The sequence below is a fragment of the Roseovarius albus genome, from assembly GCF_900172335.1.
GTDB classification, from domain to species: Bacteria; Pseudomonadota; Alphaproteobacteria; order Rhodobacterales; family Rhodobacteraceae; genus Roseovarius; species Roseovarius albus.
The window spans coordinates 125,466-140,344 of record NZ_FWFX01000011.1 but is presented as its reverse complement, the minus strand read 5'-3'; the positions used below and the strand labels follow the sequence as shown (position 1 = coordinate 140,344).

The 14,879-nt window shown below is 55.7% G+C and carries 17 protein-coding genes; 8 read left to right on the top strand and 9 right to left on the bottom strand.

The annotated features are described in order from the left end of the window. Positions 1 to 67: 67 nt before the first annotated feature. The 4 genes from ROA7450_RS15935 (at position 68) to ROA7450_RS15920 (ending at position 3,459) form a co-directional block, all read left to right on the top strand. On the top strand, positions 68 to 688 hold the full coding sequence (locus tag ROA7450_RS15935; RefSeq protein ID WP_085806932.1) for a glutathione S-transferase family protein: 621 nt from the start codon (positions 68 to 70) through the stop codon (positions 686 to 688). A 33-nt stretch (positions 689 to 721) separates the two neighbouring features. Then, positions 722 to 1,804 carry an alkene reductase gene (locus ROA7450_RS15930; RefSeq protein WP_085806931.1) on the top strand — a complete coding sequence of 361 codons (1,083 nt, stop codon included), beginning with the start codon at positions 722 to 724 and terminating at the stop codon, positions 1,802 to 1,804. A gap of 66 nt (positions 1,805 to 1,870) precedes the next feature. Further along, positions 1,871 to 2,587 (top strand): glutathione S-transferase family protein, encoded by a 717-nt coding sequence (locus ROA7450_RS15925; RefSeq protein WP_085806930.1) that lies wholly within the window; start codon positions 1,871 to 1,873, stop codon positions 2,585 to 2,587. Positions 2,588 to 2,589: 2 nt separating this feature from the next. Next, positions 2,590 to 3,459 carry a DMT family transporter gene (locus ROA7450_RS15920; protein ID WP_085806959.1) on the top strand — a complete coding sequence of 290 codons (870 nt, stop codon included), beginning with the start codon at positions 2,590 to 2,592 and terminating at the stop codon, positions 3,457 to 3,459. A 30-nt stretch (positions 3,460 to 3,489) separates the two neighbouring features. Here ROA7450_RS15920 and ROA7450_RS15915 read toward each other — a convergent pair whose 3' ends face one another. From ROA7450_RS15915 to ROA7450_RS15885, 7 genes are all read right to left on the bottom strand, one after another. Continuing rightward, complete coding sequence (locus ROA7450_RS15915; protein WP_159454073.1) at positions 3,490 to 4,206, bottom strand: ABC transporter permease; 717 nt, start codon at positions 4,204 to 4,206, stop codon at positions 3,490 to 3,492. A gap of 28 nt (positions 4,207 to 4,234) precedes the next feature. Beyond that, positions 4,235 to 4,957, bottom strand: coding sequence for an ABC transporter permease (locus tag ROA7450_RS15910; protein ID WP_234999558.1), 723 nt, complete (start codon positions 4,955 to 4,957; stop codon positions 4,235 to 4,237). A 75-nt stretch (positions 4,958 to 5,032) separates the two neighbouring features. Next, on the bottom strand, positions 5,033 to 5,770 hold the full coding sequence (locus tag ROA7450_RS15905) for a transporter substrate-binding domain-containing protein (protein ID WP_085806928.1): 738 nt from the start codon (positions 5,768 to 5,770) through the stop codon (positions 5,033 to 5,035). 22 nt (positions 5,771 to 5,792) lie between these two features. Further along, positions 5,793 to 6,575, bottom strand: a complete 783-nt coding sequence (locus tag ROA7450_RS15900) for an ABC transporter ATP-binding protein (RefSeq protein ID WP_085806927.1) — start codon at positions 6,573 to 6,575, stop codon at positions 5,793 to 5,795. Next, positions 6,565 to 7,347, bottom strand: a complete 783-nt coding sequence (locus ROA7450_RS15895; protein ID WP_085806926.1) for an aldolase/citrate lyase family protein — start codon at positions 7,345 to 7,347, stop codon at positions 6,565 to 6,567. The genes ROA7450_RS15900 and ROA7450_RS15895 overlap by 11 nt, the downstream gene beginning before the upstream one ends. Continuing rightward, positions 7,347 to 8,162 (bottom strand): 2-oxo-hept-4-ene-1,7-dioate hydratase, encoded by an 816-nt coding sequence (gene hpaH / locus ROA7450_RS15890; RefSeq protein ID WP_085806925.1) that lies wholly within the window; start codon positions 8,160 to 8,162, stop codon positions 7,347 to 7,349. The genes ROA7450_RS15895 and hpaH overlap by 1 nt, the downstream gene beginning before the upstream one ends. A gap of 46 nt (positions 8,163 to 8,208) precedes the next feature. Then, on the bottom strand, positions 8,209 to 9,651 hold the full coding sequence (locus ROA7450_RS15885; protein ID WP_085806924.1) for an aldehyde dehydrogenase family protein: 1,443 nt from the start codon (positions 9,649 to 9,651) through the stop codon (positions 8,209 to 8,211). A gap of 236 nt (positions 9,652 to 9,887) precedes the next feature. On the opposite strand from ROA7450_RS15885, the gene ROA7450_RS15880 reads away from it, so the two are divergent. Both ROA7450_RS15880 and ROA7450_RS15875 read left to right on the top strand, forming a co-directional pair. Next, positions 9,888 to 11,099 carry a pyridoxal-phosphate-dependent aminotransferase family protein gene (locus tag ROA7450_RS15880; RefSeq protein ID WP_085806923.1) on the top strand — a complete coding sequence of 404 codons (1,212 nt, stop codon included), beginning with the start codon at positions 9,888 to 9,890 and terminating at the stop codon, positions 11,097 to 11,099. Beyond that, the gene (locus ROA7450_RS15875) at positions 11,096 to 12,211 is read left to right on the top strand and encodes a histone deacetylase-like amidohydrolase (RefSeq protein WP_085806922.1); all 1,116 of its coding nucleotides are present in this window, start codon (positions 11,096 to 11,098) and stop codon (positions 12,209 to 12,211) included. Before ROA7450_RS15880 ends, ROA7450_RS15875 begins: the two co-directional genes overlap by 4 nt. 4 nt (positions 12,212 to 12,215) lie before the next feature. Here the strand turns inward: ROA7450_RS15875 and ROA7450_RS15870 are convergent, their stop codons facing one another. Then, positions 12,216 to 13,178 carry a LysR family transcriptional regulator gene (locus ROA7450_RS15870; RefSeq protein WP_085806921.1) on the bottom strand — a complete coding sequence of 321 codons (963 nt, stop codon included), beginning with the start codon at positions 13,176 to 13,178 and terminating at the stop codon, positions 12,216 to 12,218. 106 nt (positions 13,179 to 13,284) lie between these two features. On the opposite strand from ROA7450_RS15870, the gene ROA7450_RS15865 reads away from it, so the two are divergent. Next, a complete protein-coding gene (locus ROA7450_RS15865) occupies positions 13,285 to 13,770 on the top strand; it encodes a GNAT family N-acetyltransferase (RefSeq protein ID WP_085806920.1) in 486 nt (161 codons plus the stop codon). Positions 13,771 to 13,829: 59 nt separating this feature from the next. After that, complete coding sequence (locus ROA7450_RS15860) at positions 13,830 to 14,408, top strand: pyridoxamine 5'-phosphate oxidase family protein (RefSeq protein ID WP_085806919.1); 579 nt, start codon at positions 13,830 to 13,832, stop codon at positions 14,406 to 14,408. A gap of 70 nt (positions 14,409 to 14,478) precedes the next feature. Here ROA7450_RS15860 and ROA7450_RS15855 read toward each other — a convergent pair whose 3' ends face one another. Continuing rightward, positions 14,479 to 14,682, bottom strand: coding sequence for a hypothetical protein (locus tag ROA7450_RS15855; protein WP_085806918.1), 204 nt, complete (start codon positions 14,680 to 14,682; stop codon positions 14,479 to 14,481). Positions 14,683 to 14,879: the final 197 nt, after the last annotated feature.

Below are 14,879 nucleotides of genomic sequence, written 5' to 3'. Positions count from 1 at the left end.
CGCCGTCATCTTCCTTGGCGAACGCACGGACACTTTCGGCCAGTGAGATTAGAGAAAGACGACACACATGATCGATTTATATACAGCTGCAACGCCCAATGGATGGAAAGCCTCTGTTACCTTGGAAGAGCTCGGCCTGCACTACACTCTGAACGCGCTTGATCTTGGAAACGGTGAACAAAAAGATCCGGCTTACATGCAGCTGAATCCCAACGGTCGTATCCCTGCTATTGTGGATCGTGACAACGGCGATTTCGCAGTTTTCGAGTCAGGCGCGATCATGATTTACTTGGCCGAAATGACCGGCAAACTGTTGCCTGCGGATGCCCGCGGCCGCTCGGAAGTCATTCAGTGGCTGATGTTCCAGATGGCCGGGGTTGGCCCGATGCAAGGCCAGGCCTACGTCTTCTCTCACAGCTTCCCGGAGAAACTCCCAGCTGTCATCGAGAGGTATCACACCGAAACGCGGCGGCTCTATGGCGTGCTTGATACACGACTGTCGGACCGCGAATATTTGGCCGGTGATTTTTCAATCGCGGACATTGCCAACTGGTGTTGGGTACGCGCGCATGATGCCATCGACATCGACCTGGACGCGTTTCCAAACCTTGGACGCTGGCATGATCATATCGCTAAACGCCCGGGCTGCGCCAAAGGCGTCCTGATCCCCGACCAAGCGCACTTTTAACTTCACACACCCAAACATCGAAGGACTAATCGAATGAGCATTCTCTTTGAGCCCACCAAACTGGGCGATATCGACGTCAAAAACCGGGTCTTTATGGCCCCCCTTACGCGCAACCGCGCCCATCGCGACGGCACGCCGCACGAGATCGCCGTGACGTACTATGCGCAACGCGCCAGCGCGGGCCTGATAGTCTCGGAAGGCTCGCAGATCGCACCGATGGCCAAGGGTTATGTCAACACCCCCGGAATTCACAACGCCAAACAAATCACCGCGTGGAAAGAGATCACGGATGCTGTTCACGCGAAGGGCGGCAAGATCGTTCTGCAGCTTTGGCATGTCGGTCGCATCAGCCACACATCGTTGCTGCCGCACGGCAACGCACCGCTGGCACCATCGGCCATTCAAGCCGAGGCGCCCACCTTTACTGAAGACGGCCCGGCAAACGTATCGGCACCCCGAGAGCTGTCTGCGGCCGAGATCGAAACGATTGTGACCGAATACACCGATGCGGCACAGGCCTCCATCGACGCCGGTTTTGATGGTGTCGAGGTCCATGGTGCGAACGGCTATCTGTTGAACCAGTTCATATCGACCAACACCAATGATAGAACGGACGCCTATGGTGGCAGCCCGGAAAACCGTGCCAAGCTGTTGCTGGACGTTGTCGATGCGGTGTCCGAGCGGATCGGTCGTGGACGGGTTGGCGTCCGGTTGTCACCCACCGGGACCTTCAACGACATCCATGACGGCGAAGCGAGCGCAACCTACAGCTTCCTGTTCGCGGAGATTGACAAGCGTGAACTGGCCTTCCTGCATGTTGTCGAGGCGTTCCCGGGCTTTGAGCCATCGGGCCCGGACAAGGACCTGATCCAAAATCTTCGGACGGCCTATTCCGGCAATTACATTGCCAATGGCGGCTATGACAAAGACAGTGCAGCCGAGGCCGTCGAAAAAGGCGCTGCAGCTGTTTCGTTTGGCCGGATGTTCATCTCCAACCCGGACTTGCCGGAACGGCTGCGCCTTGGGGCTGAGCTGAACTCGGTGGATGATGAGACGCTCTATGGCGGGGACGAGAAGGGGTATATCGACTACCAAGCCTTGTCTTCCGCGGCCTAGTAACAAAGAAGCCGGGCGGAGCGAATTCGCTCTGCCTGTCCCACATCGCCTTTGAAAGCCAGACCTATGTCGCAACCGGATATCCACCTCTACACTGCTGCCACGATGAACGGGTACAAGCCTGTCATTTTCCTGGAAGAGGCGGTTGCCGCTTACGATGTGACAGCGGTCGATTTTTCAAAAGAAGATCAAAAGACGCCGGATTACCTGGCGCTGAACCCAAATGGCCGCATTCCGGTAATCGTCGATCGTGGCAATGATGATTTCGCGGTTTTCGAAAGCGGGGCAATCCTGTGGTATCTGGCCGAGAAATACGACCGCTTCCTGCCAATCGCGCCAAAGGAAAAGTCTGAAACCTTGCAATGGCTGATGTTTCAAATGGCGGGCGTGGGCCCGATGATGGGGCAGGCCATGTACTTTCAGCGAATCGCCGCGCCGAACGGCCACAATGAGCCCTTTTCCATTGATCGCTACAAATCTGAAACTCGGCGTCTTCTTGGCGTGTTGAACACGCGGCTCGAGACCCAAGACTGGCTGGCCGCAGGCCAATACACGATTGCCGACATGGCGACTTTTCCGTGGGCGCGCGCGCATAGTTTTGCCAATTTGTCCATCGATGGACTGGATCATCTGCAAGCTTGGCTGGAACGCATGGATGCGCGCCCCGCCGTGCAGCGGGCGTTGACCATTCCCGAAGCGCGGCCGATTTATTGGGGCAGCGATCAGGATGCCGCTTTTTTAGCTCAGAACGCCGCGAATTTCTCGCCCGATCCCAAGACGTGATCATGAACAACGCAGCGCTTTTCATTATGACGGTGTTTGTTTGGGGCACGAGTTGGATTGCGATTACCTGGCAAATCGGACCCATTCCCGTAATGGTCTCAGTGGCCTATCGCATGGGCTTGGCCTCTGTCCTTCTCTTGCTGGTTCTGGCCGCATTCGGGAAGCTGGTTTTTCCGAAAGTCTGGCGCTTCGTTGTCCTTCAGGCAGCCTTGCTGTTCAGTCTCAATTTCGTCGCGCTCTACAATGCTACTTCCTTCATCACGTCCGGTCAGGTCTCGGTCATTTTCTCATTGGCGTCGATTTTTAATGCCCTAAATTTACGCTTGTTCTTTGGCACGGCGATCACGTGGCGCGTCTTATGTGCAGGTCTTATTGGATTCCTTGGGCTGGCTCTGCTTTTTTGGCAAGACCTCGCGATCAGCACAAATAAGGATGCGCTAATCGGCATCGCTTGGGCGACCCTGGGAACAAGCCTCTTCTCACTCGGCAATATGGCGTCGCGAAAGAACAGTGCGTTGGGTGTCACGCCCGTTATTGCAAACGCATGGGGCATGGGCCTTGGTGCTGTATTGCTTTTGTTGATCGCCATAACGCGGGGTATCCCGATCCCTCTTCCAAGCGACACTCAGTACATCGCAGCACTGCTTTATCTTTCAGTGTTTGCGTCGGTCATTGGCTTCACCTGCTATCTGATGTTGGTCGACCGCATCGGCGCTGCCCAGGCTGGCTACGCGACTGTGTTGTTTCCAATTGTCGCGTTGATTGTGTCTTCAATATTCGAGAGTTTTGAATGGACCGGTCTCGCCATCGCAGGGATCGCTCTGACCATCGCGGGTAACCTCGTCATGTTTGGCGGCTCCCGACAGACTTGAGCGGTCGGCAGCGCGTCATTGACCCCAACTTCAGCGCGCGGTGCCGTGCCGAAACCGCCGTTCGATAACTGCGACGAACGCAGAAATGCAACCCGCCAGCACAAGGTAGAGGATGGCCGCATAGAGATAGGTATTGAGGTCAAAGTTGCGGGCAAAGATCGTCCGTGTCTGCCCCATCAAATCCATCACTGTGATCGTTGAAATCAGCGCGCTGCCCTTCATCATCAGGATCAGCTCGTTGCCATAGGCGGGCCATGCGATGCGAATGGCCTGTGGCAACATGATCCGGCGCATCGCCCTAAGCCAGGGCATACCGATGGACAGAGCCGCTTCCATCTGACCCCTCTCGATGTTGGCCAATCCGCCACGAAAGATTTCCGAAACATAGGCACTGGTGTTTAGCGTCAAGACCAAGAGGCCAACTAACCATGGGTTTTTGAAGAAGGTCCACAGAAACGGCCCCAATCCCTGTTCCCCAAGGCTGCCAACCCCAAAATAGATGATCCAGAGCTGCACCAGAAGCGGTGTTCCCCGGAAGACGTAGACGAAGACCTGTGCAGGCCACAACAGAACGGTGCGGCCACTCATGCGCGCAAATGTCAGGGCGATCGCAAGGAAAAACCCGATGCCACAGGCGAGTGCCAACAGCTCGGTGGTGACGAGGAATCCGTCGACAAAGCGTGGGCAGGCTTTGCCTAATAACGGCCCGGCCAGCGGGGAAAGACCCGCGCAAATCGTATCGGACACCCAGAATTTCATGCCTTGATACATCGCTCTATGTTCCCGCCATGCCGCGTCTGGCGCGCCGTTCCAGCGCGCTTCGGCCAAAATCTGAAAGCGAAGTCATCACGAGGTAGAGTGCGCCCGCAGCGGCAAAGAAAAGGAGCGGGCTCTGTTCGGTTTCGCCGCCCAGCTTCGCGATGCGCAACAACTCATTTAGGGCGATGACAGCCGCAAGAGATGTGTCCTTAAGCACGACCATCCAGAGATTTCCCAAACCGGGGATGGCAAACCGCCAAAGTTGAGGGAAGCGGATGCGAAAGAACACCTGGGTGCGGCTGAGGCCAATCGATTCGCCAGCTTCGATTTGGCCCGTCGGGACCGCAAGATAAGCGCCGCGAAATATCTCACAGGCATAGGCTGCAAAGATGATCGATAGACCGACGACGGCCGCGACAAACTTTGGTACCTCATAGCCACCCTCAAAGCCAAGCGAGGTGGCGACGGCGTTGATTAGGCTGTCGGACCCGAAGAATACGAACAGCAGGACGAGGAATTCGGGAACACCCCGGATGAAGAGGGTATAGGCAGATGCGGGCCATCTGAGCAGGCGTGATTTGGCAAGTTTCATCCCGGCAAGACCAAGCCCGAAGATCAGCCCGACGATCATTGCACAGAGGGCCAGTTGTAGCGTTAGCAAGGCACCATTGAGCAGATCGTCGCCCCATCCGCCCTGTCCGAAGGACAAAGGACCCAAGAGTGTGTTGATCTGTTCCATTTCGTGCTTTCCGAGTGCCTCAGTTGTGAAAAAGAGGAGCCTGACATGCAGAACGTCAGACCCCTCATTTTGGATCTAGAAAATGTCGATACCGAAGTATTTAACACTGATGGTCTGGTACGTCCCGTCGGCACGGATGGCCTCAATCGCGGTATTCAAATCCTCGCGCAACGCGTCTTCACCTTTGCGTACTCCAATGCCGATCTGATCTGCGATATCGATTTTTTCTGCAACGAATCCAAAATCTTGGTTATCCTTCACCCATTCAGCGGCGGGTAGGAAATCGGCCACAACTGTCTCGACCCGTCCGGCGGAAAGGTCAGAGAATGCCGCAGGGTTGGTGTCGTACAGACGGATGTCGGCGCGGTTGCCATAGGTGTCTTCGGCCCATTGTGATCCGGTCGTCGAGCGCTGCGCACCGATGGACACATCGCCCAGCTTTTCAAGCGTTGCACTTGTCCCATCCGCGCCGACAACGCTGAGGTAGTTGCTGTAATAAGGCGCGCTGAAGTCTATGGCTTGTTTGCGCTCTTCGGTGATCGACATGGATGCGATGATGGCGTCGTACTTGTCGTTCACCAGGCCGGGGATGATCCCATCCCAGTCTTGAGCGACAATCTCGCATTCCCGCTCCATAGAAGCACACAGGGCCTCCGCAATCTCCACGTCAAAGCCAACCAACTCGCCATCGGCTGTCACGTTGTTGAACGGAGGGTATGCACCTTCTGTTGCGATGCGCAGAACATCCTGCGCCGAGGCCGCACTTGCCAACCCCCCGGCCAGCAGGCCGACGGCTAAAATACTAATTTTCATGAGTTCTCTCCCTAGGTGATGGTTACAGAACCTTCGCGAGGAATTGCTGACATTCCGCAGATTGCGGATTGCCAAACACCTCCTCGGGCGGACCCTGCTCGGAAATTCTGCCTTGATGCAGAAAAATGGCTTTAGTTGAGACTTCGCGCGCGAAGCCCATCTCGTGTGTGACAACAATCATCGTGCGGCCTTCGTCTGCGAGGTCACGCATGACATTCAACACTTCGCCGACCATTTCGGGGTCGAGCGCCGATGTGGGTTCATCAAAAAGAAGGACCTTGGGGTCCATGGCAAGCGTTCGCGCGATTGCAACGCGCTGTTGCTGGCCGCCGGACAGCTGGCTGGGATAATTGTTGCGCTTGTCGGCAATTCCGACACGTTCCAGCAAAGCTTCTGCGCGATTCTTGGCCTCTGCTTTCGACTGACCCAAAACGTGGACGGGCCCCTCGATGACGTTCTCAAGGATTGTCATATGCGCCCAAAGATTGAACCCTTGAAACACCATCCCCAGACGGGCACGGATCGCACTGAGCGCTTTCTGGTCTGTGACTTTGCGTTCTCCGGCACTGGCGTCGGACAGGGGCAGACGGACACCGTCGATCGTGATTTCGCCTCGATCCGGCATTTCCAGCAGATTGATACAGCGCAGAATGGTCGATTTGCCGGAGCCGGACGCCCCAAGCAAGGAAATCACCTCATGTTCTGCACCCGCAAAACTAACCCCCTTGATGACATCAAGATCGCCATAGGACTTATGAAGCCCCTCAACTGTCAGGTAGGCGTTGTTATTTTGCTCAGAGTTCATCAGCGGCCTTCCGGGCGTTTTTTGCCAAATCCCTCAAACCGCCGGCGAGGGTCAGGACATCAATGCCCACAGCAACGAAAGTCGCCTTGTAGGCCAAGCATTCGGCGATGAATTCAGGATCAAGCGTGAGAATGCCAGCCGCTTTGTCTGTCGCTGCAATGCGGTCTATCGCGTCCAAAACAATTGCGCGGATTTCGGGGGCATCTGCGGATGGCGCATACCCCAAATCAACCGACAGATCGGCGGGTCCGATGAAGACACCATCGACACCCTCAACCGCCAGGATATCATCCAGCGCGTCCAGCCCCGCCTTGCTTTCGACCTGAACCAGCAGGCAGATTTCTTTGTCTGCAGTCGCAAAGTAATCCGGGATCGCCGCGAATTGCGACGCGCGTGCAAGTGCATAGCCCACGCCGCGAATGCCGTGCGGCGGATAACGGACCGCCCTGACCAGTTCACGGGCCTGGTCTGCGCTTTCGACCATCGGGATGAGCAGGGTTTGCGCGCCCGCATCAAGCGTTTGCTTTATCAGAGCGGTATCATCATTTGGCAAGCGCACGACAACGGTGCTGTCGCTGGCCTGCAGCACCGCGATTTGCTCTGAGATCGAGCGCAGATCGTTTGGGGCATGTTCACCGTCGATCAACAACCAGTCAAAGCCAGCTGTCCCTGCGATTTCGGCGGCGTAGGGGTGTGCCAGCCCCACCCAGCATCCCATTTGCCGAATCCCGGCGAGGATGTTTTGTTTGAACGTGTTTGTCGGAGCCGGCATCAGGCGTCTCCTCCGATGGAGCATGACACCTGGCCCATTCCGCCAAAATCGCATTGGATCGTGTCACCGGGCGCACCGGCGACGGGCCGTGTAAAGCTTCCACCCAGAACAAATTCGCCCGCGGCCAGGAATGCCCCCATCTTGTGAAGCTCTCGCGTGAGCCAAACCAGACCATTGGCAGGATGACCGAGCACACCGGCCGAAACGCCGGTCTCCTCGATTTTTCCATTGCGATACAGGATCCCGGGCACCATACGCAGATCAACATCACCGGGTCGCTGAGGTGAGCCTCCCCAAATGATCCCACCATTCGCGGCATTATCTGCGATCGAGTCTTTGACGTTCAAAGGTTTGTCTGTTTCCGGGTCAACCAGATGCGATCTGCAATCAATTACTTCGATGGCAGGAATCACCCAATCCGTGGCATTCAGAACCTCAGATATCGTGACATTCGGGCCCGAAAGCGGCGCCTTGAGCTTGAAGCCAAGCTCGACCTCAAACCGTGGCATGATAAACCGGTCGGGGGCGATTACCGCGCCATCTCCGATCACCATCGCATCGGTCAAAACGCCATAGTCAGGCGTATCGATGCCCACGGCCAATTGCATGGCGCGGCTTGTCAGGCCAATTTTATGCCCGATGACTTTTTCACCCTTGGCCAAGCGCAGATCGACCCATGCGGACTGCACTTTATAAGCATCAGCCATTGTGAAGTCAGGATACAGGCATGAAGGCGCGCGGGTGAGGATACGGGTCGCCTCGGCTTCGTCATAAGCACCTGCGAGCGCGTTGATCTGTTTGTCATTCAGGGCCATTTTGAATTCCTCGGCATGGGGACGGAAAGTATGCGTATCCTTTGAACTACACGTCCCGGAACCATCCACCAACGGCTTTGACTTCGAGATATTCTTCCAAGCCCCAGACACCGCCTTCACGCCCGGTGCCGGATTGTTTGAACCCTCCAAAAGGCGCGCCAGCGGAGCGGAAATTCCCGTTCATCTCAACCATTCCGGATTTCAACGCCCGGGCGACACGGTTTGCGCGCTCCGGATCTGTTGTCTGAACGTAGTTGGTCAGCCCGTAAGGTGTGTCATTGGCCACCTCAATCGCGTCTTCTTCACTATCGAAGGGGCTGATGCACAACACGGGGCCGAAAATCTCCTGCCGCATGACATCCATGTCATTGGTGCAATCCGCAAATACCGTTGGCCGGACAAAATACCCGCGGTTCAGACCTTGCGGACGGCCTGTGCCCCCGGCCACAAGCTTGGCACCTTCCTTGATCCCGACCTCAATCATCGATTGGACCTTGTCGAATTGCGTCTGATTGATCATTGGGCCGATGTGATCACCGGTTTTCGACGCGGTATCAACGGCTTGTGCCTCGGCCGTGGCGATGGCTTCTTTGACCGCAGCGTCGTATCGAGAGCGCTCTACCAGCATCCGTGTCGGGGCGTTACAGGATTGGCCGGTGTTGTTGAAACAGTGGATCGCACCGCGTTGGACCGCGTCCGCATCCGCATCGGCAAAAATGATGTTTGCGCCCTTGCCGCCCAACTCCAGCGAGACACGTTTGACAGTGTCCGCTGCGTTTTTGGAGATCGCGACACCCGCACGGGTCGAGCCGGTGAAGGAAACGAAATCGACATCCGGGTGGCCGGACAATTGGGTTCCAACGCCCACGCCAGTGCCGTTCACGATGTTGAACACACCAGCAGGCACGCCGGCTTCATCCAGGATTTCCGCGAACAGCAAGGAGGACATCGGCGCTTCTTCCGAAGGCTTCAGAACCATCGTGCATCCCGCAGCAAGGGCAGGGATAACCTTGAGCGTGACCTGGTTCATCGGCCAGTTCCACGGGGTGATTAGCGCGCAGACGCCGATAGGTTCATAGATGATTTGATCGTTGGGCGCGTCGTCGCGCAGTTGGCGTTCGAATGCAAAGCCATCCAGTGCATCGATGAAAGCCTGGATGTGCATAGCGCCGATTCCGGTCTGTATCCCGTTGCTGAGATCAAGCGGCGCACCCATTTCTTTCGACATGGCCGCGCCCATTTCGGCGCTACGGCAGTTGTACACGTCAAGGATTTTGCGCAGTATCGCGATCCGGTCGTCTTTTTTAGTCGCACGCCACATCGGTAAGGCTGCTTTTGCAGCGGCAACGGCCGCATCGGTATCTGCCTGATCTCCCAAAGAGATCGTTGCGTAGACCTCTTCTGTCGACGGATCGATGACAGAGCAGTCCGCTTGAGCCTGTGGTGCGACCCAAGAACCATTGATGTAGAAGTTGCGTGCGTCGATCATGGTTTCACCTCATCATTTGCGAGGTAAATTGAGCATGATTCTAAAACGCTATAAAATATATAATTTGGTCGTATAAGTATATATTTTAGATATACCTATGTGAAGCCCTCACAAATTCATTATGGGTATTTTGTGATTTAAATTTTATATTTTATAGTTTTTCCACTTTGTGCTTTGGTGCAACCGCATAGAAATCCGCGCCTTTTCCGCTGCGCAATCAAGAGGGTGATTACCAGATGTCGTTAAATCATGGTCGAACCATACTTGCTATTCCCGGGCCATCGGTGATCCCGGACCGCGTGCTGACTGCAATGCATCGCCCATCTGCCAGCATTTATGATGGTGAACTGGTTGAAATGACCGACGGTCTTCTTGCCGACCTCAAGCGTGTTGCGGGCACAGACGGTTTTGCTGCGATTTATCTTGCGAATGGGCACGGCGCATGGGAAGCCGCATTGCGAAATACGCTGAACGCCGGGGATAAGATTGTTGTGCTGAGCAACGGCTTCTTTTCCCATAAATGGGGAACTGTTGCGCAATCGTTGGGGCTTCAGGTCGAGTTCATCGAATACGGCATGACGAAAAGCGCCGATCCGCAGCGCCTGGAAGAAGTGCTGGGCGCAGACAAAAATGGCGAAATCAAAGCTGTTCTTGCGGTCCAGTCTGAAACATCGTCCTCGGTGCGAAATGATGTTGTGGCGCTTCGTGCCGCAATCGATGCGGCAGGTCACTCTGCCCTCTTCATGGTCGATTGCATTGCGTCCCTTGGATGCGACAGATTTGAGATGGACGCATTTGGTGTCGATGTCATGGTATCGGCCGGGCAGAAGGGCATGATGAACCCGATCGGTTTGGCGTTTGTCTTCTTTAATGACAAAGCGGACGGGGCCCGTGCGCGCGCAAATCCTGGTCAATATTGGGATTGGATCGACCGCGCAAAGTCAGAGTCCTTTTATCCACGCTGGTCAGGCAGCCCCCCGGGTCACCTGATGTTTGCCTTGCGCGAAACGCTTGACATGATGGTGCATGAAGAAGGGATGCCTGCGGTTTGGGCCAGGCATACAACAATCGCCAAAGCGATATGGGCGGCCTGCGATGTCTGGGCGCAAGCGGGATCACTGCACCTGAACATCACTGACCCGGCAAAGCGGGCAACCGGTGTGACAACGATCAACACGCTGCCCGGTGTCGCGCATAAAATCCGCACCTGGTGTCAGAATGAAGCAGGGGTCACACTGGGCAATTCACTTGGGTTTCCTCAGGAAGAACTGGAAGACCATTTCCGGATTGGTCATATGGGCCACCTGAATATTCACATGATCATGGGCGTTCTCGGCGCGATCGAAACCGCCCTGATCGCACAGCGCATTGAGCATGGCAGCGGGGCGCTTGCCGCCGCCGCGCACATGCTTTCCACCCACGGAAACACTGGCAAGGACACGAAATGAGCGACAAGACTGCATTTCTTTGGGATGAAAAGTGCTTTTGGCATTATGGCGGCAACTACGCATTGCTCTCACCTGTGGGTGGCCTGGTTCAACCCATGGTCTCCGGGGGCCTTCCGGAAGCGCCGGAAACCAAGCGCCGGCTCAAGAACCTGATGGATGTGACCGGGCTGTCGGATTGGCTCGATATGCGCCATGCGGCGCCGTCGACAATGGAGGACCTGTTGCGTGTCCATCCCAAGAGTTACCTTGAGACCTTCAAGGAGATGTCAGACAATGGGGGTGGCGAGCTGGGCTTGCGAACGCCCTTCGGCGCAGGGGCCTTCGAAATTGCCGCCTTGTCCGCAGGATTGGTGACAGAAGCCGTCACGCTGGTGCAAACCAACCAGGTCCGAAATGCCTATGCGCTGTCGCGCCCGCCCGGGCATCACTGCCTGCCGGATTTCCCCAACGGATTCTGCCTGCTTGCAAACATAGCCATCGCAATCGAAGCCGCCCGCGCGCAGGGTTTGGGCAAGAAATTTGCTGTCATCGATTGGGATGTGCACCATGGAAACGGCACCGAAGAAATCTTCATTGACCAAAGCGATGTTCTGACCATTTCGATCCACCAGGACAGATGCTACCCGCATGATACCGGCGGCACCGAAGTGGCCGGTACTGGCGCAGGCGCGGGATACAATATGAATATTCCCCTGCCGCCGGGATGCGGGCACAAAGCGTATCTGGATGTGATGGAGCGGCTTGTTGTTCCAAAGCTCAAGGATTTCAATGCCGACCTTGTGATTATTGCCTGCGGATTTGATGCGTCTGGCTTTGATCCTCTGGCACGAATGATGTGCTCGCCCGAAACATACCGGCTTATGACGCGGCAGGTGATGGACGTCACAAATGGGCGCATGGTTGCGGCACATGAGGGCGGCTATTCCGAACTGTATGTACCGTTCTGTGGGCACGCGATGCTTGAGGAAATGTCAGGTTCTGAAATTCACGCCGAAGATCCGCTTCATGCGCGCATCAACGGGCAGCAGCCGGACGCATATGCCGATGCCTTCCACCAGGATGTGATCAGTCGTCTGGAGGCGGAATTGCGCACCCACGGTGTCCTTGCATAAGCGCTTAGGGTGCCGGGAACATCAGGCTCTTGGCATCCTCTGGCTTGACCACAGCAAACTGATTTGGACCTAACTCGGTTATGTATTGGTGCAGAACGGAGATGAATGCTGCGACGCTTGCAGGTTTCTGATCACCATAGGGATCTGCCACCAGCAATGTTGGTTCGCGGAGCCTCTCCAGAAGGGGAACTCGCGCAAGGTTGTCATTGTCCGGGATCGTCTCGGGCGTTGGCTTGATGTTGAGAATCGAAACGCCCAATCCATTTGAGACAGCCGATCTGACGGTTTCATATGATCTTGTCCGAAGGCCGATTTTTGGACGATTCACGACATTGTCGAACAGGCCCAGCAAATAGACACGCGTCTCCGGCAGATCGAGCAAGACCAGCGGGTGTTCCGCGAGTCGTTTAAGCGATACGGCGAGCATCGTTGCAATATCACTATCGGCATGAACCAAAGCGTGTGTTGGAAACTTGCAGATGGGTGTTGTGCTGCTTCCGAATTCCTGACCGATGTCATAGGTGACGATCAGATCCACCTCACCGGCGGCCAGCCAGGACCGCAGCTCCGTTTGGTCGCCCTCGAGCAGAATGAACTCGCAATCTCCGTAGTGTTCAATAAAGCGCTTTATCACCGGAGGGATCAGAAGAGCACCGAAGGGGACAAAACATCCAACGCGGAGCGTCGCACCGGATGTTTCTGAAAATTGCTCCAAAGCCCGCGAGAATTCTTCTCCGGATGCGAGAAACCGATGCGCTGAAATCAAAAACGTCCGCCCGGCGGGGGTCAAAGCAATGCCGTGTCCTTTGCGGCGGGTAAACAATTGAGTGCCCGTCACATCTTCGGCGACATCGATTGCAGCCAACACGGACGATTGCGAAATAGCCAAGACCTTACAGGCTGCGGCTATACTGTCGTGACGGGCAAGCTCTCTGAGGTATTCGACCTGACGGTAAGTAAGTCTCATGGCTAAAAATACATTTACTGTCTCTGATGTGTCAAATTTTATATTTTATAAATATCACTCTCTGTGGTTGAGTCTGCTCTGAAAGATCAAACGGAGTCCGAATCGGATGATACAGCTACGCGACGCGCGCCTCGAAGACACGGCCACCATTGTTGCGCTCAATGAGGCGGTTGTTGCCGTGACGAGCCCGATGGACGACGCACGTTTTCACCACCTCTTTGAGCTGTGCGACTATTGCGTTGTCGCTGAAAAGGACGGCGCGGTGATTGGGTTTGTCATGGCGATGAAAAAGGGCGCGCCTTATGACAACGGCAATTTCAATTGGTTCGATCAACGCCTTGATCACTTCTTGTACATAGATCGCATCGTGATCTCTGAGGCGGGTCGGGGGCACGGCGTTGGAGGGTTGCTCTATACGCATGTCGCGGAGGCTGCGAAAGCCACCGGCAGCTACGTTATGGCGGCTGAAATGGATCTTGAGCCCCCGAATGTCGGCTCGCTTAAATTTCACGAAAGGTATGGCTTTGTGAAATTGGGCGCCCGGGACCTGGAGAGTGGTAAGGTGGTGTCAATGCAGGTTGTCAATCTTTAAGAGGGGTTTGGTGTTGTGAGGGTCTTGGGGCGCAGGATACGCAAACTGTCGAGACGCAAATGACGAAATCCCTGGTTCAGCTGAACTCAGATTGCTGGCAGCAATTGGCGAAGGCCTCGCAGTCACCATCGTCTCACTACAGATATCCTAGCCTGAGTACAGTTGGTCTTGATGGTAGCGCGCAGAGCAGAATTGTCGTCTTGCGGCACGTGACCCCGGCCCGACGCGAGCTTGTGTTCTACACGGACATCAACAGCAAGAAATGGCCAGAGCTGCGCAAGAACCCTCGGACTTCGGTGCTGGCCTATGACGCGACTGATCGCACGCAACTGCGGATGAATGGCCGCGTTGCGCTATTGGGTCCGGAGGCTGATTTGACACGGCAATACTGGCGCGCACTCCCCGAACACGCCCGAAGAGATTACACCGGCGGCCCGCTTGGTGAATTGGATGAGGCCGATAAGACAGATCCCGCAGTCGCCAAAGGGGATCGTGGTTCTAATGCGTTCGGAGTTTTGCTGGTCACCGTGAACGACTTGGACTGGCTAAAATTGGCCAAAGAAGGCAATCCGCAAGCCAAGTTCACATATGGTGCGTCGGGGAACGTGGCCTCGGCGATCTGGGTGAAATCCGCCTGACGCGGCTGGCAAATTCCACCATGTTCTTCGGGCCCCACACCGAATGTGATCCGACGTGGAGCCTGTTGATTTATCCCGCCAGCACAGCGTCCAGTGCGGTCAGCGGATAGCCCAGATCATTCGCAACGGCAGGGTAGACCACCTGACCATTCAGAACGTTCAGGCCGTTGGCCAAATGCCGATCATCTGCCAATGCCTGTTTCCAACCCTTGTTCGCAATCGAAATTGCATAGGGCAGGGTGGCATTGTTCAACGCGTAGGTGGGAGTGGGCAAAACTTGGTGGACGCCGTGTTGCCGTGCTCAAATTGATGCGCACGCGGCAAAATCTGCGCTGTGTGCGCTTGCAGCGAGAAAATCAAATTCATAGTGAGGGCTCTTGGCCGACGTTAGCTGCGTAGGTCACGGGTGGCTGCTATGCGGACGAAGCGGGCTTTCGCTGCCTGAGCATGGATGACCTCTATCAAGAACTG

Coding starts and splice junctions, on each gene's coding strand:
- ROA7450_RS15905 (WP_085806928.1), bottom strand. CDS start 5,770: ATGAAAATTAGTATTTTAGCCGTCGGCCTGCTGGCCGGGGGGTTGGCA.
- ROA7450_RS15930 (WP_085806931.1), top strand. CDS start 722: ATGAGCATTCTCTTTGAGCCCACCAAACTGGGCGATATCGACGTCAAA.
- ROA7450_RS15925 (WP_085806930.1), top strand. CDS start 1,871: ATGTCGCAACCGGATATCCACCTCTACACTGCTGCCACGATGAACGGG.
- ROA7450_RS15880 (WP_085806923.1), top strand. CDS start 9,888: ATGTCGTTAAATCATGGTCGAACCATACTTGCTATTCCCGGGCCATCG.
- ROA7450_RS15920 (WP_085806959.1), top strand. CDS start 2,590: ATGAACAACGCAGCGCTTTTCATTATGACGGTGTTTGTTTGGGGCACG.
- ROA7450_RS15935 (WP_085806932.1), top strand. CDS start 68: ATGATCGATTTATATACAGCTGCAACGCCCAATGGATGGAAAGCCTCT.
- ROA7450_RS15900 (WP_085806927.1), bottom strand. CDS start 6,575: ATGAACTCTGAGCAAAATAACAACGCCTACCTGACAGTTGAGGGGCTT.
- ROA7450_RS15885 (WP_085806924.1), bottom strand. CDS start 9,651: ATGATCGACGCACGCAACTTCTACATCAATGGTTCTTGGGTCGCACCA.
- hpaH (WP_085806925.1), bottom strand. CDS start 8,162: ATGGCCCTGAATGACAAACAGATCAACGCGCTCGCAGGTGCTTATGAC.
- ROA7450_RS15860 (WP_085806919.1), top strand. CDS start 13,830: ATGACGAAATCCCTGGTTCAGCTGAACTCAGATTGCTGGCAGCAATTG.
- ROA7450_RS15875 (WP_085806922.1), top strand. CDS start 11,096: ATGAGCGACAAGACTGCATTTCTTTGGGATGAAAAGTGCTTTTGGCAT.
- ROA7450_RS15865 (WP_085806920.1), top strand. CDS start 13,285: ATGATACAGCTACGCGACGCGCGCCTCGAAGACACGGCCACCATTGTT.
- ROA7450_RS15910 (WP_234999558.1), bottom strand. CDS start 4,957: ATGGAACAGATCAACACACTCTTGGGTCCTTTGTCCTTCGGACAGGGC.
- ROA7450_RS15870 (WP_085806921.1), bottom strand. CDS start 13,178: ATGAGACTTACTTACCGTCAGGTCGAATACCTCAGAGAGCTTGCCCGT.
- ROA7450_RS15895 (WP_085806926.1), bottom strand. CDS start 7,347: ATGCCGGCTCCGACAAACACGTTCAAACAAAACATCCTCGCCGGGATT.